A 22,235-nucleotide genomic window follows, 5' to 3' on the forward strand; every position below is an offset into this window, starting at 1 on the left:
TACACTTTCGGCCTGACTTGAAGCAATCAGGCCAGAAAGAATCAGGTCAGATCGCTGCGCGGATTGTAGGGATGTCCCTCGCGCCACTTCTGCATCAAGGCCTCGAGCGCGCTGTCGTGCCCGTCCGGCAGGATGATGCGGGTGGTGACGAACAGGTCGCCGGTACCGCCGGTCGCAGTCGGCAGCCCCTTGCCCTTCAGGCGAAAGGTCCGGCCGCTCGAAGTGTTCTTCGGAATAGACAATTCGACCGCGCTGCCGAGCGTCGGCACCCGAACCTTGCCCCCGAGCACAGCTTCATACAGGGTGATCGGCAGATCGACGCGAAGGTCGCTGCCGTCGACCTTGAAGAATGGATGCGGCGCGATATTGACCGTGATCAGGAGATCGCCGGAGCGGTGGCCGGGCGCGGTCTCGCCCTGCCCCTTCAGCCGGATCTGCTGACCCGCGGTGACACCGGCGGGAATCCTGACGTTAAGTTCCTTGCCGGTCGGTAGCCGGACGCGCTTCTCCACGCCCTTCACCGCCTCTTCGAGCGACACCGTCATCGCCACGCTGAGATCGAGATCAAGCGCTATGCCGCCGGTATCGAACTCGAAGGCGCTGCCTGCGCCGCGCCGTGCGCCCCGCGCCGCGGCGCCGGCAAACATGCTGTTGAGAATGTCCTCGAAGCCGCCGCCGCCAAAGCCTCCGGGGCCGGCACCGCCGGTGCGGAATGTATGGCTCTCGAAGCCGCCCCCGCGCGCACGCGGGTCGCCGCCCGGAAAGCCCTGGAAGCGCGGCTTACCGTCGGCGTCGATTTCGCCGCGATCGAACTGCTTGCGCTTCTCCTCGTCGCCAACGATCTCGTTGGCCGAATTGATCTCGGAGAAGCGTGCCGCGGATTTCGGATCGTTCTTGTTGTTGTCCGGATGATGCTTCTTGGCGAGCTTGCGATAGGCGCTCTTGATCGCCGCAGCGCTGGCGCCCCGCGGCACCCCCAAGACCTCATAGGGGTCGCGCATTCGTTAAGTCTCCTTACGGGATTTCCGATGTTAAATTTTCGGGCTGTCGGCCCATTTCAGTTTCATCTGGGATCTTCGTGGCATTTTTGCAACTGCCGAACGTTCAACCCCGCCTCCACGGCTTTAACGTATGAATTTCCCATCGGCCATGGTCGGTGCGGCAGGCGGCGCCCTGCAGCCAGCTTTCCAACCGGCCATTAACATAACTCGCCAAAAAATCCCGGCAGGTGCGTCCCTCCGAGGAATAGGCCTGCGCCAGAGGCGTCACTGAACCCCGTGCGCCGGTCGCTGGATTTTCCCAGGGCTGGCTGGAATCCCTGTCGCCCTTGGTCAGCACATCGGAGGCCGCATTGCGGGCAAAGGCAAGATCGCTCTCGGTCGGCGCCGACCCGCTGGTTGGGACCGCAAGCGAGCCCGTCACCTCGTTGTCGTTCATTTTGGCAAAAGCGCCGTCGGTCCGGGACAGGCCGCAGCCGCCCGCGCCGACGCCGATTAGAATCCATGTCAAGACGACCCCGGTCGGCCCGATCGCCGATAGGCCAACGCGTCCCCATGCCCTATATAGGGCGAGCCCACATCGGGGCTGCAACGCACTTTGGACCGCAGGCGGACGCAACTCGGAACCCCTGAATGACCGACACGACCTCCATCAAACACCCGACACCATTAACATCCGGTGATTTCACCGCGGCCGAGGAGCCGTTTGCGTTGTTTGGCGACTGGTTTGCGGAAGCCGTGAAGGCCGAACCCAACGACCCCAACGCCATGTCACTGGCTACCGTCGATGCCGACGGCTTGCCCGACGCGCGAATGGTGCTGATGAAGGGCTATGACGCCGCCGGTTTCGTGTTCTATAGCCACATCGCCAGCCAGAAGGGCCACGAGCTCGCCACAAATCCTAAGGCGGCGTTACTGTTTCACTGGAAGTCGCTGCGTCGGCAGGTCCGCATCCGCGGCAACGTGTCGCCGGTGACGGAAGCGGAAGCCGACGCCTATTTCGCGACACGGCCGAAGCAGGCCCAGATCGGCGCCTGGGCCAGCAAGCAATCGCAGCCGCTGGAAAGCCGCTTTGCCTTCGAACAGGCGATCGCCAGGATCGCCGCCAAGTACATCGTCGGCGAGGTACCGCGTCCAGCGGGCTGGAGCGGCTGGCGCATCGCGCCGATACAGTTCGAATTCTGGCATGATCGGCCGTTCCGCCTGCACGATCGCATCGAATTCCGCCGCGCGGCGCCGGATCAGCCATGGTCCAAGACGCGACTTTATCCGTAGAGTAATAGGTCGTCATGGCCGGCCCAATCGCGAACCACGTCTCTCGCTATTGTCCCGGACAGCCAGGTCTTTCTTCTGCAACTGCCAAAGTAAGACGTGGACGCGCGGCACAAGCCCGGGAATGACTGAGGACGAGAGAACCGTTTATGCCCACTTCATCGAACAATGGGCCGCGGCGCACGCTGCTTCTGACCGGAGCCAGCCGCGGCATCGGCCATGCCACCGTGATCCGCTTTTCCAGCGCCGGCTGGCGCGTCATCACCTGTTCGCGACATGCCTTCCCGGAAGAATGCCCGTGGGGCGCCGGCCCTGAGGATCACATCCAGGTCGACCTGGCCGATCATGCCGACACCACGCGGGCGATTTCCGAAATCCGCGAGCGGCTTGAAGGCGGCACGTTGCACGCGCTGGTCAACAACGCCGCGATTTCGCCGAAGGCTGCAGGCGGCGGTCGGCTCGGCTCTATCGATACCGACATCGAGACCTGGAGCCACGTATTCCGCGTCAACTTCTTCGCGCCGATCATGATGGCGCGCGGCCTGATCGAGGAATTGAAGGCCGCGAAGGGCTCGGTGGTGAACGTCACCTCGATCGCGGGCTCGCGGGTGCATCCATTCGCAGGCGCAGCCTACGCGACCTCGAAGGCGGCGCTGGCTTCATTGACCCGCGAGATGGCGTCGGATTTCGGCCGCGTCGGTATCCGCGTCAATTCGATCGCGCCGGGCGAGATCGACACCTCGATCCTGTCGCCGGGCACCGAAAAGATCGTCGAGCAGCAGATCCCGCTGCATCGGCTGGGCACGCCGGACGAAGTGGCGAAGATCATCTATGTGCTGTGCACGGAGACGAGTTCCTACGTGAACGGCGCCGAGATCCACATCAACGGCGGTCAGCACGTTTAGCGCTTCCTCATCCCGAAGGAGCGGCCTCTCGGCCGCGTCTCAAAGGAGAGCAGGAAGAACGGCCCCGTTGCCATCCTTCGAGACGCCGCTTTCGCGGCTCCTCAGGGTGAGGCTGGTGTTTGCGGCTCAACTCAATCCGCGTAAAATTTTCGCGGCGCACCGCGCAGACGCGGCGCCTCGAAATTGAAGGCGCTGGAGCATTCGTCTTCGCTCTCGCCCTCCGAAAGCATCGCGCCGCAGTGCCGGCAGACCCGCGCCGAGATCGCAAGCGCCTTGTCGGCAGCCTTGCGGCCCCGGTGATAGCGCGCGAAATCGACCACATTGCGGGGTGACGTTATAATTCTTTCAACCATTGCTGTCCTCGCGGCTTGAGGCCAGCGTTATGGCAGACAAGTTTCGCTCAAACGTTCAGCGCACCGCTCAAATTTTAGCAGAGAAATTGAGGCAGGAATCGTCCAGGAATCGTCAAGGCGCGTCGCCCTTTTCCTTAACTACAACCACTTTTTCCATTTGAAGAGCATGTACGGCAATACCGCTGCAAGCAGCATCGCCATCAGCGCGAAGGGATAGCCGAGCTGCCAATCGAGCTCGGGCATGAGCTTGAAATTCATGCCGTAGATCGAGGCGATCAGGGTCGGCGGCATCAACACCACGGCCATCACCGAAAACAGCTTGATGATGTTGTTCTGCTCGAGATTGACGACGCCGAGCATCGCGTCCAACACAAAGGTGATCTTGTTGGAAAGATAGGAGGCGTGGTCGGTCAGCGAGGTCACGTCGCGCTGCATGGTCTTAAGCTGCTCGCGCATGTCCTTGGACCATTTGACGCCATCGACCGCGGCGGCGACGAATGTCACCACCCGCCCGATCGACACCAGGCTCTCACGCACTTTGGAGGTAAGGTCGCCCTTGCGGCCGATCGCGATCAGGATGTCGGAATAGCGCTTGGCGTGGCCGGTGCGCGCCGCCCCCGCCGGCTCGAAAATATCGTGGCTGATCGAGTCCATGTCGCTGCCGGCGCGTTCCAGAATATCGGCGTTGCGATCGATCACCGCATCAAGCAGCTCCATCAGCACCATTTCCCCGGTGATCCCCGCCGCGCAGGAGCGCGCCAGCTTGTTCTCCACCAGCATGAATGGCTTTGGCTCGTCGTAGCGCACGGTTACCAGGCGATGGCTGGCAAGAATGAAGGTCACCGCGGTGGTGCGCGGATTCTCGGTATCGGCTGCGCACATCAGTGTCGCCGTCATGTAGCGCGCGCCGTTCTCGATATAGAGCCGGCTGGAAATCTCGATTTCCTGCATGTCCTCCCGTGTCGGAACCGCAATTCCGGCCAGCCGCTCGACGGCTTTGTCCTCCGCCGCGGTCGGCTTCACCAGGTCGATCCAGACCGCGCTTTCGGGCAGCTTGGCCGGGTCACCATCAGTTAGTCTCTTCAGCGAGGATTCGGAGGGGACGAACACCGATAACATGCAAGACTCCGGGACCGAGCGCGCGATCTACCCAACAGGACTTAGCTCGATTCTGGCAAGCGCTTCATGACCCGCGCATTAACCGCCGGTCCATATTTTGCGGCGGCGCGGTGACGGCAGGTGACGGTAGTGGGCGGCGACACCGCTCTTGGCCAAAAAATCAGCCGAAAACCGCAAGATTTGCGGCAAAAAAGACACAGCTAGCATGCCGCGATGCGGGGCAAGCATCTAAGTTCTGGAATTGTGACCGATTTCGGCGATAATGTGACAAATCGAATGGTGCGTTTTTGCATCGCAAGCTTGCGGTGGAATCGGCGCTCCGGTCACTTGGAACAAAAAAAATGTCGGGCTTCCGGACAAAACTCGCGATTCTCGCCGCTGGCGTGATGCTTTCTGGCTGCATGCAGGCCACTACCTATCAGGCCGCGCCGGAAGCTACTCTCAAGCCGACGGACAAGGTCCAACTCGCAAAGGCGCGTTACGCCAAGGTCGCGCCCGCCGAGCCGTTCCGGCGCGCCATCGTCGACTATCACCGCAAGGAAATGCCCGGCACTATCGTGGTCGATTCTGACAATCACTATCTCTATCTGGTGCAGGACGGCGGCAAAGCTATCCGCTACGGCGTGACCGTCGGCGAGGAAGCACTCGCCTTTTCCGGCATCGCTCGCGTCGGCAACATGGCGGAATGGCCGAAATGGACGCCGACCGCGGACATCCACAAGCGCATCGAAGGCTTGCCTGCCTCGGTGCCCGGCGGCATCGATAATCCGCTGGGCGCCCGCGCGCTCTACCTTTACCAGGGCAGCCGCGACACCCTGTTCCGGATCCATGGCACTAACCAGCCGGAATATATCGGCGCTTCGATTTCCTCGGGTTGCATCCGCATGACCAACGAGGACGTCATCGATCTCTACACCCGAGTGAAGCAGGGCACGGTCGTCGTCGTGCTCGAACCCAAGCAAGGCGACTCGCCATACAATTCCAAGATGGCGCTGCAGGGCGGCGGTGGCAGCCCAATGATGCAATAGACAATGGAATCGTGATCGATCTCTATCAGCGCGTCGGTATAGGCACAGTCATGGTGGTGCTGGAACCGAAACACGGCGATTCGCCATTCAATTCGAAGATGGCGCTGCGGGGCGGCGGCAGCAACGCGTTCTGATCGGGGCGGCACCTTCCGAACATACTCAAAAGCGCCGGTCTTGCCGGCGCTTTTTCGCTGGCGGTTTGCTCTTGCCGGCGTCCGGCCCGGCAGCATCGGATTTCGAAGGCGCGGATGCCGCCTCGGATTTCGCCGCCTCGGATTTGGCGGTGACCTCGCGCGGCGGGGCTTCCTCCGGCCGCTCGGCCGGCAGCAACGGCGCGAGCTGCGGCAGCGGGTCCCACACGTCCCACTGACAGATTCTGTAATTGTTGCGCCGCTCCATCAGGTCGAGATGAATGTGGTCCTCGTGGTACCAGTCCGAGCCAGGCCCCAGCACCGTCGAGAACCGCGCGCACGCCGAATGCAGCACGCTTTCGCGCAACTCGCGCGATACCGTGCGATCGGTCAGCGAGATCGACCGGCCGTTGGCGAGCTTTAAGGCACGGACGTCGAGCGCGTTGGCGCGGCCGTGCTCGGACAATCTGGCACCGATCACGCGGTTGCGGCCGCGGCATTCGAACGAGTCGAAACTGTCGAGGTCGCTGATGACGCTGCCGAGGTTCGCCGCCAGCGGCGCGATGTCGGCGCGGATCCAGTCCGCGATCGCCGACGCCATCGGGCAGCGCAGGATCGCTGCCGGTTTTATCAAAACCCGATGCTTGTCCGGCAGCACCACCGCCTCTAGCCGGACCAGGTCCTGGCCGCCACAGCCGTTCGCGCCATGGATGTCGGGGATGCTGGGGGCGATGGCGATCTCATCGGTCAGCGCCAGCCGACAGGCCGAGGGCGGCGGCGGCGCGGGGGCGGCCTGTTCGGCCGGCTTGTCGGGTTCCGCGGGCTTCTGCTTTCCCGCCACGGGCTTGTCGGGCCCGGTTGGCGGCGCTTCGGCCGGACGAGGCTTAGGCAACGGCACCGAAACAGGGAGCGCAACCCGGCGCGTCTTCGGCTTGTTCTCCCTGAACAGGCCGCTCCAGGGTCCCTGCGACCAGGCGCCGGATTTTCGCGCCGCGGCAGTCGGTGCCGTTTGCGTGAAAAGCAGCAGCAGCACGGCGACAGCGGTAACTACTAGCCTTTTGCCGCACGCCAAAGCGCCACAAGGCCATTTGCGGCGTGCTTTCCCCGCGCTAAACTTCATGACAATTCCAAGGCTCGACAATTCCGAGGCTCGCCGCAAGCGACAACACATTCTGGAGGAACGTATGCGTGGATTGATGCAAGACTGGCCTTTGCTTTGTCACCGGATTATCGAGCACGCTGCCGCGGTTCATGGCACGCAAGAGGTCGTGACGCGATCGGTCGAAGGCCCCATCCACCGCACCAATTACGCCGAGATTCGCAACCGCGCACTGAAGGTCTCGCAATGCCTCGATCGCGACCGCATCAAACTCGGCGACCGGGTCGCCACCATCGCCTGGAACACCTGGCGCCATCTCGAAGCCTGGTACGGCATCATGGGGATCGGCGCGATCTGTCATACCGTCAATCCACGGTTGTTTCCCGAACAGATCGCCTGGATCATCAACCATGCGGAAGACCGCGTGGTGATGACCGATCTTACCTTCATTCCGATCCTGGAGAAAATCGCCGACAAACTGCCGAGCGTGGAACGCTACATCGTCTTCACCGACAAGGCGCACATGCCGCAGACCACGCTGAAGAACGCGATCGCCTATGAAGACTGGATCGCGCAAGCCGACGGCAATTTCAAGTGGAAGACCTTTGACGAAAATACCGCGGCCGCGATGTGCTACACCTCCGGCACTACCGGCGATCCCAAGGGGGTATTGTATTCGCATCGCTCCAACGTACTGCATGCGTTGATGGCCAACTCCGGCGATTCCCTCGGCGCGAATGCTACCGATACAATGCTGCCGGTGGTTCCGCTGTTCCATGCCAACAGCTGGGGCATCGCGTTCTCGGCGCCCTCGATGGGCACCAAGCTGGTGTTGCCCGGCGCGAAACTCGACGGCGCTTCAGTCTACGAACTATTGGATACCGAGAAGGTGACGCATACCGCCGGCGTTCCGACGGTATGGCTGATGCTGCTCAATCATATTGCCGCCAACAATCTGAAGCTGCCGCACCTGAGAATGGTGGTGTGCGGCGGCTCGGCGATGCCGCGCTCGATGATCAAATCGTTCCTCGACATGGGGGTGCAGGTGCGCCACGCCTGGGGCATGACCGAAATGAGTCCGATCGGCACCCTTGCCGCGTTGAAGCCTCCGTACTCGGAGTTCACGGGCGAGAGCCGACTCGATATCCTGCAAACCCAGGGCTATCCGCCGTTCGGCGTCCAGATGAAGATCACCGACGATGCCGACAAGGAACTGCCGTGGGACGGCAAGACGTTCGGCCGGCTGAAGGTCAGCGGCCCGGCGGTGTCGCAGGCTTATTTCCGCGTCGATGCCAACATTCTCGACGAGGAAGGCTATTTCGACACCGGCGATGTCGCGACCATCGACAAGCACGGATACATGCGGATCACCGATCGCTCGAAGGATGTGATCAAATCCGGCGGCGAGTGGATTTCATCGATCGATCTGGAAAATCTCGCCGTCGGACATCCCGCAGTGGCGGAAGCAGCCGTGATCGGCGTCTATCATCCGAAATGGGACGAGCGTCCGCTGTTGATCGTCCAGCTCAAGCAGGGCCAGAGCGCGACGCGCGAGGACATCCTGAAATTCATGGATGGCAAGATCGCCAAATGGTGGATGCCTGACGATATCGTGTTCGTCGATTCGATTCCGCACACCGCGACCGGAAAGATCCTGAAGACCGCGCTGCGCGACCAGTTCAAGACGTACAATTTTCCGACCGCGGCGGCCTAGGGTCCTATTTCCCTCTCCCCTTGTGGGAGAGGGGCGGCCTCCGGCCACCGTTCCTGGGTGAAGTCGCCGATGCTTCGCATCGGCTACGGACGCGTCGCGGACGGGTGAGGGCTGGCCCACCGGACAGGCCAAAGTCCCTTGAATTCGCCGCAGGTCCGTGGTCTCAAACGAGCCAGTTTGCAAGCCTGGCGCATTCCGCCCGGCAACGCTCCAACCCGGCAGATTCTGACCGATGGCCCGCAGGTTTTCCGCTCCCTATCAGTCGGAGCCCGTGTCCAGCCTCGCCTCATGGGCGCGCAATCTCGCGGTGTTCTCGCTGGTTGCGGTGCTGGGTTCGATCATCATCGTCCGCTTCGATTTCCTGGAAATGAAACCGGCGCTGGCGACCTTCTTCGGCGCCCTCGCCTGCGCCGGTCTTTCCATTCTGGTCGGCTTGGCCGCTTTTGTCGCGATCTGGCAGAACGGTTCGCGCGGCATGAGCCGCATCCTGCTGGCGCTGCTGATCAATGCGATGATCCTCGCCTATCCGGTCTATCTCGCCCTGCAATATCGCAAGCTGCCGCCGATCTACGACGTCACGACGGACCCGATTGATCCGCCGCGCTTCGAGGCGCTGTCGCGCCTGCGCACCGGCGACGGCGCCAATTCCCCCGTCTATGCCGGGCTGTATTCCGCCGAACAGCAGCGGCTAGCCTATCCCGATATCGAGACCGTGGAACTCGAGGTTCCCGTACAGCGAGCCTATGAGGTAACGCTGCGTTTGGTCCACAAGCGAAAATGGCTTGTCATCGACGAGCGCCCTCCGCAGTTTCCGCGCCGCATCGCCCGGATCGAGGCGGTGGCGCGGACGCCGATCATGGGGTTCCGCGAGGATGTGTCGATCCGCGTCATGCCCGACGGCGAGGCCTCGCGCGTCGATATCCGCTCGTCGTCCCGCTATTTCGAGAGCGATCTCGGCAGCAACGCCGCGCGCATCACCAAGCTGATCGACGAAATCAACGACGCCGTCGACAACGCCAAGCCGGTGAAGAAGCCGCAGGCACCGGCCAAGGTGCAGGCCAAGACGGTGAAGAAGTGAGGGGGTAAGGGGCGAATGGCGAGTGGCGAATAGCGAATGGAAAGCGGGGTAACTCGCGCCAAACCTTCTTCCCTATTCGCCACTCGCTACTCGCTATTCGCCCTGACTATTCGCCAATCTGTAACTCCCCCCGATCACCGGGTCGCCCTCCGTCGCCACGATGCCGCGCGCGACCAGATCCTCCAAATGCGCCAGCACGGAATAGCCGGCCGCGTCCGTCAGCCGTGGGTCGATGCCGATATAGATCGCGCGCACCATGGTCGGGATATCGGCTTCGCCTTTGCCGAGACGATGCAGGATCGAGGCTTCGCGGGCCTGACGGTGCCGGATCAGGAAACGCGCGTAGCGCGGCCCTTGCGGGATTTCCGGCCCGTGGCCTGAAAAATACAAATCCTCGTCGCGTTGCGTCAGTTTCTCGAGCGAGGCCATGTAGTCGATCATCGATCCGTCCGGCGGCGCCACGATCGACGTCGACCAGCCCATCACATGATCGCCCACGAAGGATATCTTTCGGTCCCGCCACGCGAACGCCAGGTGATTGGCGGTGTGGCCCGGCGTCGCCACCGCCTGCAGCGTCCACCCCGCACCTTCGATGACGTCGCCGTCGCGTACCTCGATGTCGGGCTTGAAGTCGCGGTCGGCGCCGGATTCGGAGGATATCTTTTCGCTCTCATAGCGCGGCCGCGATGCGCGATGCGGACCTTCGGCATAGACCGTGGCACCGGTGGCAGCCTTGATCCGCGCGGTGTTCGGCGAGTGGTCGCGGTGGGTGTGGGTAACCAGAATATGCGTCACGGTTTCGCCGCGCACGGCGTCCAGCAGCGCCGCCGCGTGGACCTCACTATCCGGACCGGGATCGATGATCGCGACCTGGCCTTGACCGACGATGTAACTCACCGTGCCGGTGAAAGTGAACGGGCTTGGATTGTTGCACAGAACCCGCCGCACGCCGGGACGGACTGCATCGACCACGCCGGGCTGAAGCGGAAAATCGCGATTGAACGGGATGTCGTCGTAGTCGGTCATGGGGGATTCCCTACTCAAAGCGAGTTGCACAGCCCGAAGAACTCGCAACTGTCGTCATACCCCGCGAAAGCGGGGTATCCAGTAGTCGCTGACATCAGAGATAAAATGAGGCGCCTCGGAGTACTGGATCGTCCGCTTTCGCGGACGATGCCAGTGGGATTCATGGCCACGCTGGCAATCCTAAGAACAGCGCCTTACGAAAACGCCTGAATGCCGGTGATGGCGCGACCCAGGATCAGCGCGTGGACGTCGTGGGTGCCTTCATAGGTGTTTACGGTTTCCAGGTTCGCGGTGTGGCGCATCACGTGATATTCGATCTGGATGCCGTTGCCGCCGTGCATGTCGCGCGAGACGCGCGCGATGTCGAGCGCCTTGCCGCAATTGTTGCGCTTGACGATGGAAATCATCTCCGGCGCCACCTTGCCTTCATCCATCAGCCGCCCGACCCGCAGCGAGGCCTGCAGGCCCAGCGCGATCTCGGTCTGCATGTCCGCAAGCTTCTTCTGCACCAGCTGCGTCGCCGCCAGCGGACGATTGAACTGCTTGCGGTCGAGCGTGTATTGCCGCGCCCGGTGCATGCAGTCTTCGGCAGCCCCCATCGCGCCCCAGGAAATGCCGTAGCGGGCGCGGTTGAGGCAGCCGAACGGTCCCTTCAGGCCCGATACGTTGGGCAATAGCGCGCTCTCCGGCACCACCACGCCATCCATCACCACTTCGCCGGTCACGGATGCGCGAAGCGAGAGCTTGCCGCCGATCTTCGGTGCCGAAAGACCCTTCATGCCCTTTTCGAGAATGAAGCCGCGGATATGGTTGTTATGCTCGGCGGATTTCGCCCATACCACGAACACGTCGGCGATCGGGGCGTTGGAAATCCACATCTTGGTGCCGGTCAGCCGGTAACCGTCGGAAACCTTTTCGGCTCGCGTCTTCATGCCGCCGGGATCGGAGCCGGCGTCCGGCTCGGTCAGGCCGAAACAGCCGACCCATTCGCCGGTGGCCAGCTTGGGCAGATATTTCTTGCGCTGGTTCTCGTCGCCATAGGCATAGATCGGATGCATCACCAGCGACGACTGCACCGAATTCATCGAGCGATAGCCGGAATCGACGCGCTCGATTTCGCGCGCCACCAGGCCATAGGCGACGTAGCTCGCGTTGGCGCAGCCATATTCTTCCGGAAGCGTGATGCCGATCAAGCCGAGCCCGCCCATCTCGTGAAAGATGTCGCGATCGACCTTCTCTTCCAGATAGGCCTTGGTCACGCGCGGCAGCAACTTGTCCTGCGCATAGGCGCGCGCGGTGTCGCGGATCATGCGCTCGTCTTCGGTGAGCTGCTCGTCGAGCATGAACGGATCGTCCCACTGGAAATTCACCGGGGACGGCTTGTCCTTGGTCTGAGGGCGCACACTCATGAAACTTCCTTTCGGGTCACTGTATTTATTTTAGAGCGCGACGGGCGGGAGCGCAATTGAATTGGATGGACCTCAGTTTCCGTCATTCCGGGCGCGCAAGAGCGCGAACCCGGACTCTCGTGCAAAAAAGTTGAGAACGAGATTCCCCGATGTCCAATTGCACATCTGAGGTCTGGCTCTTCGAGCCATCCCGGAATGATGAAGGCCCTAGACTTCAAGCTGTTCGTTGGAGACGATCTCGATGCCAAAGCCGGACAGTCCCTTGTAGTCGTGCACCGACGACGTCAAATGACGGATCGAGGTGACGCCGAGGTCGCGCAAAATCTGCGCGCCGACGCCGACCTCTCGCCATTGCCGGTGGCGGTCGGCTTCGGCGGAATTCTGCTCCGGCAGCGGCGCAACCGGAACGCCGGCGGCGCCGTCGCGCAGATAAACCAGCACGCCGCTGCCGGCCTTTTTGAAATGTTCGAGTACGGCCTGCATGCGCTTCGGCCCGGTGAAAATGTCCCTGACGATATTGGGCTTGTGGAACCGGGTAAGCACGTTCTTGCCGTCGCCGACGCCATTGTAGACAAAAGCGACATGGGCGATGGAATCGAACGGCGAGCGATAGGCATAGCCCTGCAGCGGCCCGATCGGACTGTCTGTGGTGAATGTCGCGACCCGCTCGATCAGCTTCTCGCGCGCCTGGCGGTAGGCGATCATATCGGCGATGGTGACGTGCTTGAGCTTGTGGGCGGCCGCGAACCGCGCCACCTGCTCGCCCTTCATCACCGTGCCGTCGTCGTTCATCAACTCGCTGATGACGCCGACCGGCGGCAGTCCGCTCAGCTTGCAGAGATCGACCGCGGCCTCGGTGTGACCCGAGCGCAGCAGGACGCCGCCGTCGCGCGCGATCAGCGGAAACACGTGGCCGGGCCGCGCGAAATCGTTGGCGCCGACATTTGGGTTGGCCAGCGCGCGGCAGCAGGAGGCACGTTCGTCTGCCGAAATCCCGGTGCCGCCATCCGGTTTGTAGTCGATCGACACCGTAAAGGCGGTCGTATGACTGGATTCGTTACGCGCCACCATTGGATCGAGCCGCAGCCGGCGCGCGTCTTCGGTAGTGATCGGCGCGCAGACGATACCCGAGGTGTGGCGGATGATAAACGCCATCTTTTCGGCGGTGCACAGCGACGCCGCGACGATCAGATCGCCCTCGCCTTCGCGGTCGTCGTCATCGGTGACGACAACGAGTTCGCCATGTGCGAAAGCTTGCAAAACTTCCTGGATCGCATCGGCCATTTAGGGGTCTCGCTTTTGTGCTGGGAGCATTAGCCGGACTCGTCAGCCTGCGCCAGCTTCATTACGCAGGGCGGAACGGTGCTGTCGGGGCACCGCGCCAGGCCGCCTTCTTACCAAGATGGGGTCCCTGGATTTGTCTGAAAAGCCCGATCCCAAGCCGGCTGCCGGGCCGCGCCGATCCTCCTTGCCGAGGCCATGGCGCGGGGGGCGCGAGAAGGCAGCCTAACCCTACGGCAACACTTCGCGGCGCTCGCTCAGTTGCGCATCCATCTCGGCGCGCTTGTCTTCCAGCAGTCCGGCATCGGCGGCCTCGATCACCGTGAAAAGTTCATGGGCGTCGCTGAGCCGGGTCACGGTCACATAGTCGGCGCCGGCCGCATAAAGATCATTCACGTCGGACAGCAGATCAGCGGTGGCGACGATCTTGGCTTTCGGATTGAGCGAACGCACATGGCGAGCCAGCTTCTCGTTATTGGCGCCTTTCAACAGCGAGTCGGGAACGCTCAAAATGATGATCTCGGCCTTGCCGATTCCCGCATGCAGCAACGTGTCCACATTGCTGATATCGCCGTAAATCACATGCAGACCGCGATTCGCCAGGGTCTTGAACACATTCGGATTGAAATCGACCACGGTGATCTGATCGAGCAGGGATTGGTTCTGCCGCTCGATCTCGCTCAGCAAGGCGCTCGCGGCGCGGAAAAAGCCGAGGATGACGATCCGCCGCGCCTCGCCGTGCCCTGCTTCGTGCCCGGCGTCGGCCGCATGGACGTGGTCCAGATCGCGAACACCGATCCGCTTCAGCGCCCCAATGGCAAGCCGCGTGATCTGGTCGCTGCGCATGATCGCGAATGTGCTCAGCACCGCCAGAATTACGAATGCGAAAGACACCGCATTCGCGGTCTGGGTCTGGATATGACCCGCCACAACGCCGGTCTGAATCACCACCAGAGAAAATTCGCTGATCTGTGCGAGATTGATCGCCGGCAACAGGCTGGCGCGCAGGCCCTGCTTCATCAGGTAAAGCGGCGCAAACGTCGTCGCCACGCGGCTGATCACGGTGAACGCGGCTATGATCAACGCGAGCCCTATCACCGACAAATTGGGGATCGGAATCGTCATGCCCAGCGCGACAAAGAACAGCGTGATGAAGAAGTCGCGCAACGTCGTGACCTTGGCGGTGACGTCGAGTGCGTACGGGAACGTCGACAGCGACACCCCGGCGACCAGCGAACCCATTTCGCGCGACAGATGAAGTCGTTCGGCGATCTCACCGATCAGGAAGCACCACGCCAGCGCGCCCAGCAGGATCAGTTCCGGACGGCGCGCGATCTGGTGAAACAGCCGCGGCAAAACGTAGCGACTGAGCACCAGCGCCGTTGCCACAAGCACCCCGACACGGCCGATCGAGAGCAGGATCACGCCGATCTGAAGATTCGCGAGGCTTGGCTGCACCGCCAGAAACAGGATCGCAAAGATGTCCTGCAGCACCAGCACGCCGAGCGTAATGCGCCCGGGCAGCGTATCGAGCTCGCGTTTTTCGTACAGCACCTTGACGATAATGACCGTGCTGCTCAGGGCGCAAGCGATACAGAGATACAGCGCGTCGAAGCCGCCGCCGCCCATCGACAGCCCGATGGCCACGAAGAACAGGATGCCAAGCACGCAGCCGCCCGCCAATTGCCCGCCGGCTGCAAACAGGATGACCCGACCGGCGCGCACAATCTTCTTCAGATCGATTTCCAGCCCGATCATGAACAGCATGAAGATGAGGCCAAGCTCCGAGATGACACTGATCGATTCCTGGGACTTGACCCACCCCACACCGAATGGACCAATGAAAAAGCCGGCGATAAGGTAAGCGAGGATCAGCGGCTGCCGGAAGAAATGGGCCAAGAGCCCAAGCACCCACGCGAACAGGATGCATAAAGTGATATCGCCAATAAGCTCGTGCATGACAAAAAGGCCCCTCACCCCAACTTAAAGGCATGAGCGTGCAGGTCAAACAAGCAATTTTTCACCACCCGATCGGGCGCCTCTTCCGCGCATCCCTGCTGTGCCTCCTGACGGTGGCTGCGCGTGCGGCCAAGGGCCAAACCGCCGGTATCGAGCAAGCCTTTTCCGGTTCGCTGACCGCGATGCCGTCGGAAAATCTCGGGGTAACCGGCGCGCCACAGGGAAGCCGCTGTATCCGGCTCCTTCAACAAGAAAATCAATGGGGATGAACGTCATGACATCAGCGCAATTCGACTTCGCACCACTGCTCCCGGCGGGATTGCCGGCGCCAGCGGCGAAATGGACCGGGCTTGCAAAATACAGCTTTGTCGGCGGCAACAACGACCCGGCAGAGGTCCCGGTCGACGGTCTGATCGAGGCTGTCAACGCCGTCCTCAAGCGCGAGGGCAAGACGCTCGCCACCTACGGGCTTGCCAGCGGTCCGCAGGGTTACCGCCCCTTGCGCGAATTTCTCACGGGCAAGTTGAAGCGCGATGCGGGCATCGACTGCGTCGCCGACGATATCCTGATCGTCTCCGGCTCGCTGCAAGCGCTCGACCTCGTCAACCAGTCGCTGCTGGCGCACGGCGATACCGTTGTTATCGAGCAGGATACCTATCAGGGCTCGCTGAACCGGTTGATCCGGCTCGGCGTCAATGTGGTCGGCATTCCGCTCGATGATCGGGGCATGCGCATGGACGCGCTGGCGGAGGCGCTCGCCGACCTCGAGCGCCGCCGCATCACGCCGAAATACATCTACACCATCCCGACCGTACAGAACCCGACCGGCACCATCATGCCCGAGGGGCGCCGCGCCGAACTGCTCAAGCTGTCGCAACAATATGGCGTGCCGATCTTCGAGGACGATTGCTACGCCGATCTGATCTGGGACGGCAAACGCCCGCCCGCGCTCTATGCAATGAGCAACAACGGCGGCGTCATCCACATCGGCTCGTTCTCCAAATCGATCGCGCCGGCGTTGCGGGTCGGTTTCATCGTCGCGCCATGGCAGATGCTGTCGCGAATGCTGGCGCTGAAAACCGACGCCGGTTCCGGCGCGCTCGAGCAGATGGTGCTTGCGGAATATTGCGCGCCGCATTTCACTTCACATGTGCCGAAGCTGACGCGCGGCCTGCGCGCCAAGCTCGACACGCTGATGGAGGCGCTCAACGAGCAATTCGGTACGGCTGCGGAATTCGAAGATCCCAAAGGCGGTATCTTCCTGTGGGTGAAGCTGCCGGACAATGTCGATACGCTGAAACTCTATCAGTCCGCGCTCGCCGCCGGGGTCGCCATCAATCCGGGACCCGAATGGTCCACCGACAAGGCCTATGCCCGCAGCCGCTTAAGGCTGTGCTTCGCCAGCCCATCCCATGAGCAAATCCGCGAAGGCGTCGCCGTGCTGGCCGACGTCTGCCGCAGGGAATTCGGCGTGCCGGCGAGAAGCGCCAACGTGGAGAAGCGGACGCGGACGTAATGCCGATTTTCGGCGGAACGTTTTGCCTCGCTCATCGCTGACGTTTGCTTGCCACGGGTTCAGATCGTTGCCTTCCCACGGCGGGTGCTCCAGGTGCGGGGTAACTTCTTTTGGGCCCAAATTGTGAGCGGATGAGCTTTACAACAATACACATCCGGTCTCGAATGCGCTGGCCGAGCGATATCCGATCTGATGAGAGCGAGAGGCGCGCCGCGTCGTTCGCGGGAGGACTGGATGGCTTTCGAGAAACTCACATTCCGGTCGGTGACGGTTCGGCCAGTGCTGGTACCGCTTCGCAGGCCGGTGGTTTCCAAGGTCGGCCTGTTCGATCAATGGCCCATTATTCTCATCGACCTCGCAACCGAGGAAGGTGTTGTCGGTCGCAGCTATCTCGAGCCCTATTTGAAGCATTCGGCGCGCTATATCGTGCCCGCGATTCACGATCTTGCCGAGCCGCGGAAGGGCCAGGCAATCCGCCCGATTGAGGATTTTCAGAACGCGCGCAGAGCGCTGAACCTGATAGGCTACGAAGGCGTGTCGATGATCGCTGTATCCGGGCTCGACATGGCGTCATGGGACGCCTTGGCGAAGGCGGCCGGTATGCCGCTCGCTGTCTTGTTAGGCGGCTCGACCGGGCCGGTGCCGGCCTATAACAGCAATGGCCTGTGGCTTACCGACGTAGCCGGTTTGGGTGATGACGCCCGAGCGCTCGTGGCCGAAGGTGCCTTCAAGGGACTCAAATTGCGGCTGGGCCGCGACAGATTGGCTGACGATCTCGCCGCGATAGATGCTGTGCGCACCGCGGTGGGCCCGGATATCAAGTTGATGGTGGATTTTAACCAAGGCCTCAGTCTCGGCGACGCACTGCACCGCTGTCACGCGCTCGACCGGCAAGGCCTCTACTGGTTCGAGGAACCCATCACTTACGACAATCTCGCAGGATACGCACAGCTCAGCCGGGAGCTGACGACGCCCGTGCAACTCGGCGAGAACTTCTACGGGCCGCGCGCATTGCATCAGGCTCTGTCGATGGGCGCCGGAGACTATGTCATGCCCGATCTCATGCGTATAGGTGGCGTAACGGGCTGGATGCGCGCGGCTTCGATAGCCGGCGCGGCCGGCGTCGAGATGTCGACGCACCTCTATCCCGAATTCGCGGCCCATCTGATGCGCGTCACGGAAACCGCTCATTGGCTGGAATGGCAGGATTGGGCCGACCCGATCCTCGCCGCGCCCTTTGAACTTTCAGACGGTTTCCTCATGATCCCGAACCAGCCCGGCGCGGGCGTGGAGTGGAACGAGGATGCCGTGAGGCGCTACCAGTACGACGCGTAGTCCAGGCGCCTCGCCGCGCTGTGCCGCGGGAATTGGCGCGCCGGCGCAGATCGCGAATCTCGAAAAGGTGCTGGCGTAGCTTAGGCCAGCGGGATCGTCTACCTCACCGCGAACGGCGCCTGATACGGCCGGCCGAACGGCACGCCGTTGATCACGGTCTGGACCGGCTTCAAATAGGCCTTGCCGTCGCGCTTGTTGTTGCGGGTATCGACGAACGACACCGGCCCTTCCACCAGCTCCATGATCGCGATGTCGCCGGGCGCGCCGATCTGCAGCGTGCCGATCTTCGGCGCGCGGTTGATGATCTTCGCCGGCGCCGTGGTCGCCATCGCCACCACCTGCTCCAGCGAAAAGCCCAGCATCATGAACTTGCTCATCACGTTCGGCAGATACGGCATGCCCGGCGAATTGCCTGAAAATACGTGAATGTCGGACGAGATGGTGTCAGGCGCGCAGCCGCCGGGAATCGCCACGTCCGCCACGGTGAAATCGAAGCTGCCGCCGCCATGCCCGACATCGAACATCACGCCGCGCTGCTTGGCGGCGAGCGCCGCCGGCAAGAGCTTGCCGTCTTGCACGATGTTGGTGAAGGCGCCGCCGATGTTCGGCGCGCCGGAATAGGAATGGGTCAGCACGTCGCCGGGCCGCAGCAAGTCCAGAATCTGCGACATCAGCTCCTTGGTTTCGACGCCGCCGATATGCACCATCATTCTGGCTGGCCAGCCGCACATCTCGCAGGCCTGGATGCCGCGCTTCAGCGGCTCCAGACCATGCTTGAAGATCACGTTCTCCGACATCCGCACTTTTACGCCGATCAGGAAATCCGGATTTTCCGCCAGCGCCATCGCGCAGGCCTCCATCTGCGCGTTGTCGATATTGTAAAGCTCGGCGACCGGGAAGGCCGACAGTCCGTTATTGGCGATATGGACGAATGCATAAATCCGCGCACGCGACTGCGCCACGATATAGCGGCGCAGCGCCGCAAGATTGTTGACGCCGGCGTCGCCCGCCGACACCACCGTGGTGGTGCACTGATGCTGCACGAGTTCGTCGGCGGGAATGCCGATCGCGGAGCCGTAGGGATAGACGTGGCAATGCAGATCGATCAGGCCTGATGTCACGAGCTTGCCGGTGGCGTCGATGGTCTTCAATGCGCGGGCGGCTGCAATCTCCGGCTCGATGGCTTCGATCACTCCCCAGCGGATGCCGATGTCGCGCCTGCCGCGCAGCGACTGGCTGGGATCGAGCACGTCGCCGCCCTTGATGACGAGATCGAACTTGTCGGCGGGACCCATCGCCGCCTCGGCGGACGTGGTGAGGCGCCCCGACAGCGTTGCGGCAGTGGCCGATCCCGTAAGAGCAAGAAAATCGCGCCGTGACCATCCGGACATGGCATCCTCCCAAATGATTTTTATCGATCGATGATGCTCCGCGCGTTGGCTTTCCGCAAGCACCGATGACGAGCGCCTCGCGCATTTGCGCGACAGCAATTCGCTGCAGCAGCGCCAGGTTCGTCGCAATCTGAATGCGCGTTGTTGTGCGTGCTCATCGATCCTGAACAACCATTCAGAATTCTCCTGGAATTCCGGCGGAACGTTCCGCCGGATGTGATGTTAGGTTTTCACTGAAAAAGGAGAACAAACATGAAGCTTGGATACGTTATCGCCGCGCTTGGTGCCATCGCCATCGCGGCGCCGTCGATGGCAAGTGCTGAGACCGTCGTGATCAAGGGCGGCGGCCATCATTACGGCTACGGCGCGCGTGCCGAGATGCATCGTGATCATGGATGGCACCGCGGTTGGCGTCATCGCCACGCCGATAAGGTGGTGGTCGTCAAGAAGCGTCATTATCATCACTACTGAGGCGACACGAGAATGGCCCCGCAAGGGGCCATTCTTCTTGTATAAGTAACACCAGCGACATCATCCCGAGCAGCCGCGTTCTTTGCGCGGCGTCTCGAATGACGCGCAAGCCATCCTGCGAGGCTCGCAAGGGCTCGCATCTCCAGCGATAACGGCTCGGCCCTGCGCCAGCGGACAATAGGCCAGCAGCGGGATCGATTTCGCCGCCGGAATGAGCAACCGGCGATGTGACGCGAATCAGATGTTGCGTTAATAGGGGATTGAGACGGCGTGTCAGCCGTTTGATGGTCTGCCCGGCAACGGAAGCTCCAAATCAAGATCGAGTTGCGATGGTTAAAGCATTACGACGATGGCTGGAAGCGAACGAACTGTTCGCGATTGTCGCCGGCGTGCTCGGCGCGCTCATCGCACTGTCGATGCTGCTGGTATTGGGCGGCTATCTGATCGTGGCGCGCTGAGCCGGTTTTCTGAAACAGGTCAAATATGCTGAGTAAGGATTCTTCCCGGGCGGGCGTCCGGTCGCGGCGCGATATCGACCGACCACAGCGCACGATCATCGACATCCTTCAAGGTCACCGTCATGACGCCGGACTGACCGTCGATATCGACGCGGCCGAAGAACTGCAGCCCAAAACACGGGGCGAGATTTTCGCCTTGTTGCGTGCTGCAGCCCTTCTGAAACATCGCCGCCGGGCCGAACGTGTTATCCAGTTCGGCAGGGGGCCATGTCCCCGCATGAAGCGGACCCGAGACGAATTCCCAGAACGGTTCGAACTCCTGAAATACCGCGCGGTTCGGATCGTAGTAATGTGCGGCGGTGTAATGCATGTCGGCCGTCAGCCACACGGTATTTCGGATGCCGGCGCGTTTCATGAATGACAACAGATCGGCAATTTCGTGCTCGCGCCGTTCCGGCGGTCCATAGCCGAGCGCGATCGCGTCTTCGCTGATCAATCCGATCGGCAGGTCCGCGGCAATGACCTTCCAGGTCGCGTCGGATGCCGCGAGTTCGCGCTTCAACCAGGCCAATTGGGCCCGGCCCAGAATGAAAGTGTCGCTGCGGTCGTCGCGCTTGTTCCAGCTCGAATCGCGGTAGCTGCGCATGTCGATCAGAAATACATCGAGCAGCGGTCCGTATCCTATCCTGCGATAGACGCGGCCGGCCTGGCTGGAGATGGCGCGGATCGGCATGAATTCATGAAACGCACGGCGTCCGCGCTCAACCAGTCTGGATGCGCCGTCCTCGGCGTAACCGGTCTCGTCGGCGGTACCGATCGGCGACCAGTCGTTGGTCACTTCGTGGTCATCCCACTGCGCCAACATCGGCACCTGCGCATTGAAGGCGCGCAGATTGTCATCGAGCAGGTTGTATTTGTAGTTGCCGCGAAACTGCGCCAGGCTGTGGGCAACTGCGGATTTCTCTTCTATCACGATATTGCGCCAGATTTCTCCGTTTGGAAGTTTCAACTCGGAAGGAATCGGACAGTCGGCGTAGATGTGATCGCCGGAATGGATGAAAAAATCCGGACGGTTTTCCAGCATGGTCTTGTAGGTTCGCATGCCGCCGCGGGTAGGATCGATGCCCCAGCCCTGGCCTGCGCTATCGCCCGACCAGACAAACGATATCGAAGCTGGCTCGAGCGGCGCTGTCCGGAAATGCCCGACCTGCGTCTCTCCTGATATCCCGCTTTCACCGATGTCTTCAAACCGCACGCGGTAGAAAATGTCCTGACCGGGCGGGAGACCTTCAAGCAGCACCTTCGAAGTGAAGTCATGCTCCGGCAATGCTTCCGATGATGCGACGCGAAAAATTGACTTTAAGCTCTCGACGGTCGAGCATTCCACCCGCAGGCGCGCCGGGCGATCGGCTCGCGCCCACACTACCGCGGAGCCCGCGGATACGTCGCCCGATGCAAGTCCGCTGGCGATCTGTGGACGATCTGCGGCGCGGCTGAGATAGGGTTTGGCGAGACCTCCCAATCCCACCAATGCGACCGTGGATGCTGAGCGGACCAGCAGCTGACGTCTGGTCAGAGCTTGCTTCGCACGTATCGCAATCGCCATTCGGGAACCCTCGTCGAATCACGACGAAGGTTGCCTACTCGATTTGACTCTGGGTCGACGGTTTTGCGACAGGCGGATGACTCAAA

At 61.9% G+C, this 22,235-nt stretch carries 22 protein-coding genes; 11 read left to right on the plus strand and 11 right to left on the minus strand.

Features of this window, described 5'->3' with window-relative positions:
- Positions 1-41: 41 nt before the first annotated feature.
- Together N554_RS0120610 and N554_RS0120615 are read right to left on the minus strand one after the other, a co-directional pair.
- Positions 42-1,001 carry a DnaJ C-terminal domain-containing protein gene (locus tag N554_RS0120610; protein ID WP_029585205.1) on the minus strand — a complete coding sequence of 320 codons (960 nt, stop codon included), beginning with the start codon at positions 999-1,001 and terminating at the stop codon, positions 42-44.
- A 103-nt stretch (positions 1,002-1,104) separates the two neighbouring features.
- Positions 1,105-1,509 (minus strand): RT0821/Lpp0805 family surface protein, encoded by a 405-nt coding sequence (locus N554_RS0120615; protein ID WP_029585206.1) that lies wholly within the window; start codon positions 1,507-1,509, stop codon positions 1,105-1,107.
- Between the two features lie 122 nt (positions 1,510-1,631).
- Between N554_RS0120615 and pdxH the strand changes: the two genes are divergently transcribed.
- Both pdxH and N554_RS0120625 read left to right on the plus strand, forming a co-directional pair.
- Positions 1,632-2,273, plus strand: a complete 642-nt coding sequence (gene pdxH / locus N554_RS0120620) for a pyridoxamine 5'-phosphate oxidase (protein ID WP_029585207.1) — start codon at positions 1,632-1,634, stop codon at positions 2,271-2,273.
- A gap of 146 nt (positions 2,274-2,419) precedes the next feature.
- Positions 2,420-3,175: an SDR family NAD(P)-dependent oxidoreductase gene (locus tag N554_RS0120625; protein WP_029585208.1), complete on the plus strand. Its 756-nt coding sequence runs from the start codon at positions 2,420-2,422 to the stop codon at positions 3,173-3,175.
- Between the two features lie 131 nt (positions 3,176-3,306).
- Here the strand turns inward: N554_RS0120625 and N554_RS0120630 are convergent, their stop codons facing one another.
- Both N554_RS0120630 and N554_RS0120635 read right to left on the minus strand, forming a co-directional pair.
- Positions 3,307-3,528: a hypothetical protein gene (locus N554_RS0120630; protein ID WP_029585209.1), complete on the minus strand. Its 222-nt coding sequence runs from the start codon at positions 3,526-3,528 to the stop codon at positions 3,307-3,309.
- 138 nt (positions 3,529-3,666) lie between these two features.
- Entirely contained in the window at positions 3,667-4,647 is a 981-nt protein-coding gene (locus N554_RS0120635; RefSeq protein ID WP_029585210.1) for a magnesium transporter CorA family protein, read from the minus strand.
- Positions 4,648-4,988: 341 nt separating this feature from the next.
- On the opposite strand from N554_RS0120635, the gene N554_RS0120645 reads away from it, so the two are divergent.
- Together N554_RS0120645 and N554_RS40155 are read left to right on the plus strand one after the other, a co-directional pair.
- Positions 4,989-5,675, plus strand: a complete 687-nt coding sequence (locus N554_RS0120645) for a L,D-transpeptidase (RefSeq protein WP_029585211.1) — start codon at positions 4,989-4,991, stop codon at positions 5,673-5,675.
- An 11-nt stretch (positions 5,676-5,686) separates the two neighbouring features.
- On the plus strand, positions 5,687-5,809 hold the full coding sequence (locus N554_RS40155; protein ID WP_371259508.1) for a hypothetical protein: 123 nt from the start codon (positions 5,687-5,689) through the stop codon (positions 5,807-5,809).
- A gap of 25 nt (positions 5,810-5,834) precedes the next feature.
- Here N554_RS40155 and N554_RS0120655 read toward each other — a convergent pair whose 3' ends face one another.
- The gene (locus N554_RS0120655; RefSeq protein ID WP_029585212.1) at positions 5,835-6,926 is read right to left on the minus strand and encodes an extensin family protein; all 1,092 of its coding nucleotides are present in this window, start codon (positions 6,924-6,926) and stop codon (positions 5,835-5,837) included.
- Positions 6,927-6,990: 64 nt separating this feature from the next.
- On the opposite strand from N554_RS0120655, the gene N554_RS0120660 reads away from it, so the two are divergent.
- Both N554_RS0120660 and N554_RS0120665 read left to right on the plus strand, forming a co-directional pair.
- The gene (locus N554_RS0120660) at positions 6,991-8,619 is read left to right on the plus strand and encodes a fatty-acid--CoA ligase (RefSeq protein WP_029585213.1); all 1,629 of its coding nucleotides are present in this window, start codon (positions 6,991-6,993) and stop codon (positions 8,617-8,619) included.
- A 232-nt stretch (positions 8,620-8,851) separates the two neighbouring features.
- Entirely contained in the window at positions 8,852-9,697 is an 846-nt protein-coding gene (locus N554_RS0120665; protein ID WP_029585214.1) for a DUF1499 domain-containing protein, read from the plus strand.
- Positions 9,698-9,790: 93 nt separating this feature from the next.
- Here the strand turns inward: N554_RS0120665 and N554_RS0120670 are convergent, their stop codons facing one another.
- The 4 genes from N554_RS0120670 to N554_RS0120685 all read right to left on the minus strand — a co-directional run bounded on the left by N554_RS0120670 (position 9,791) and on the right by N554_RS0120685 (position 15,372).
- Positions 9,791-10,723 carry an MBL fold metallo-hydrolase gene (locus tag N554_RS0120670; RefSeq protein ID WP_029585215.1) on the minus strand — a complete coding sequence of 311 codons (933 nt, stop codon included), beginning with the start codon at positions 10,721-10,723 and terminating at the stop codon, positions 9,791-9,793.
- A 194-nt stretch (positions 10,724-10,917) separates the two neighbouring features.
- Positions 10,918-12,132 carry an acyl-CoA dehydrogenase gene (locus N554_RS0120675; protein WP_029585216.1) on the minus strand — a complete coding sequence of 405 codons (1,215 nt, stop codon included), beginning with the start codon at positions 12,130-12,132 and terminating at the stop codon, positions 10,918-10,920.
- Positions 12,133-12,339: 207 nt separating this feature from the next.
- Entirely contained in the window at positions 12,340-13,416 is a 1,077-nt protein-coding gene (ribB, locus tag N554_RS0120680) for a 3,4-dihydroxy-2-butanone-4-phosphate synthase (RefSeq protein WP_029585217.1), read from the minus strand.
- A 228-nt stretch (positions 13,417-13,644) separates the two neighbouring features.
- On the minus strand, positions 13,645-15,372 hold the full coding sequence (locus tag N554_RS0120685; protein ID WP_029585218.1) for a cation:proton antiporter: 1,728 nt from the start codon (positions 15,370-15,372) through the stop codon (positions 13,645-13,647).
- 32 nt (positions 15,373-15,404) lie between these two features.
- On the opposite strand from N554_RS0120685, the gene N554_RS0120690 reads away from it, so the two are divergent.
- From N554_RS0120690 to N554_RS0120700, 3 genes are all read left to right on the plus strand, one after another.
- Positions 15,405-15,641, plus strand: a complete 237-nt coding sequence (locus tag N554_RS0120690) for a hypothetical protein (RefSeq protein ID WP_029585219.1) — start codon at positions 15,405-15,407, stop codon at positions 15,639-15,641.
- A gap of 5 nt (positions 15,642-15,646) precedes the next feature.
- Positions 15,647-16,888, plus strand: coding sequence for an aminotransferase-like domain-containing protein (locus tag N554_RS0120695; protein WP_029585220.1), 1,242 nt, complete (start codon positions 15,647-15,649; stop codon positions 16,886-16,888).
- A 234-nt stretch (positions 16,889-17,122) separates the two neighbouring features.
- Complete coding sequence (locus N554_RS0120700; protein ID WP_029585221.1) at positions 17,123-18,223, plus strand: enolase C-terminal domain-like protein; 1,101 nt, start codon at positions 17,123-17,125, stop codon at positions 18,221-18,223.
- A gap of 98 nt (positions 18,224-18,321) precedes the next feature.
- Here the strand turns inward: N554_RS0120700 and N554_RS0120705 are convergent, their stop codons facing one another.
- Positions 18,322-19,614, minus strand: coding sequence for an amidohydrolase family protein (locus N554_RS0120705; RefSeq protein WP_029585222.1), 1,293 nt, complete (start codon positions 19,612-19,614; stop codon positions 18,322-18,324).
- Between the two features lie 252 nt (positions 19,615-19,866).
- Between N554_RS0120705 and N554_RS0120710 the strand changes: the two genes are divergently transcribed.
- Positions 19,867-20,085 carry a hypothetical protein gene (locus tag N554_RS0120710; RefSeq protein ID WP_029585223.1) on the plus strand — a complete coding sequence of 73 codons (219 nt, stop codon included), beginning with the start codon at positions 19,867-19,869 and terminating at the stop codon, positions 20,083-20,085.
- 329 nt (positions 20,086-20,414) lie between these two features.
- Positions 20,415-20,543, plus strand: coding sequence for a hypothetical protein (locus N554_RS42735; RefSeq protein ID WP_256378748.1), 129 nt, complete (start codon positions 20,415-20,417; stop codon positions 20,541-20,543).
- A 19-nt stretch (positions 20,544-20,562) separates the two neighbouring features.
- Here N554_RS42735 and N554_RS0120720 read toward each other — a convergent pair whose 3' ends face one another.
- On the minus strand, positions 20,563-22,149 hold the full coding sequence (locus tag N554_RS0120720) for an alkaline phosphatase D family protein (RefSeq protein ID WP_029585224.1): 1,587 nt from the start codon (positions 22,147-22,149) through the stop codon (positions 20,563-20,565).
- Positions 22,150-22,235 lie beyond the last annotated feature (86 nt).

This window comes from Bradyrhizobium sp. URHD0069, assembly GCF_000701345.1.
Classification (GTDB): Bacteria; Pseudomonadota; Alphaproteobacteria; order Rhizobiales; family Xanthobacteraceae; genus Bradyrhizobium.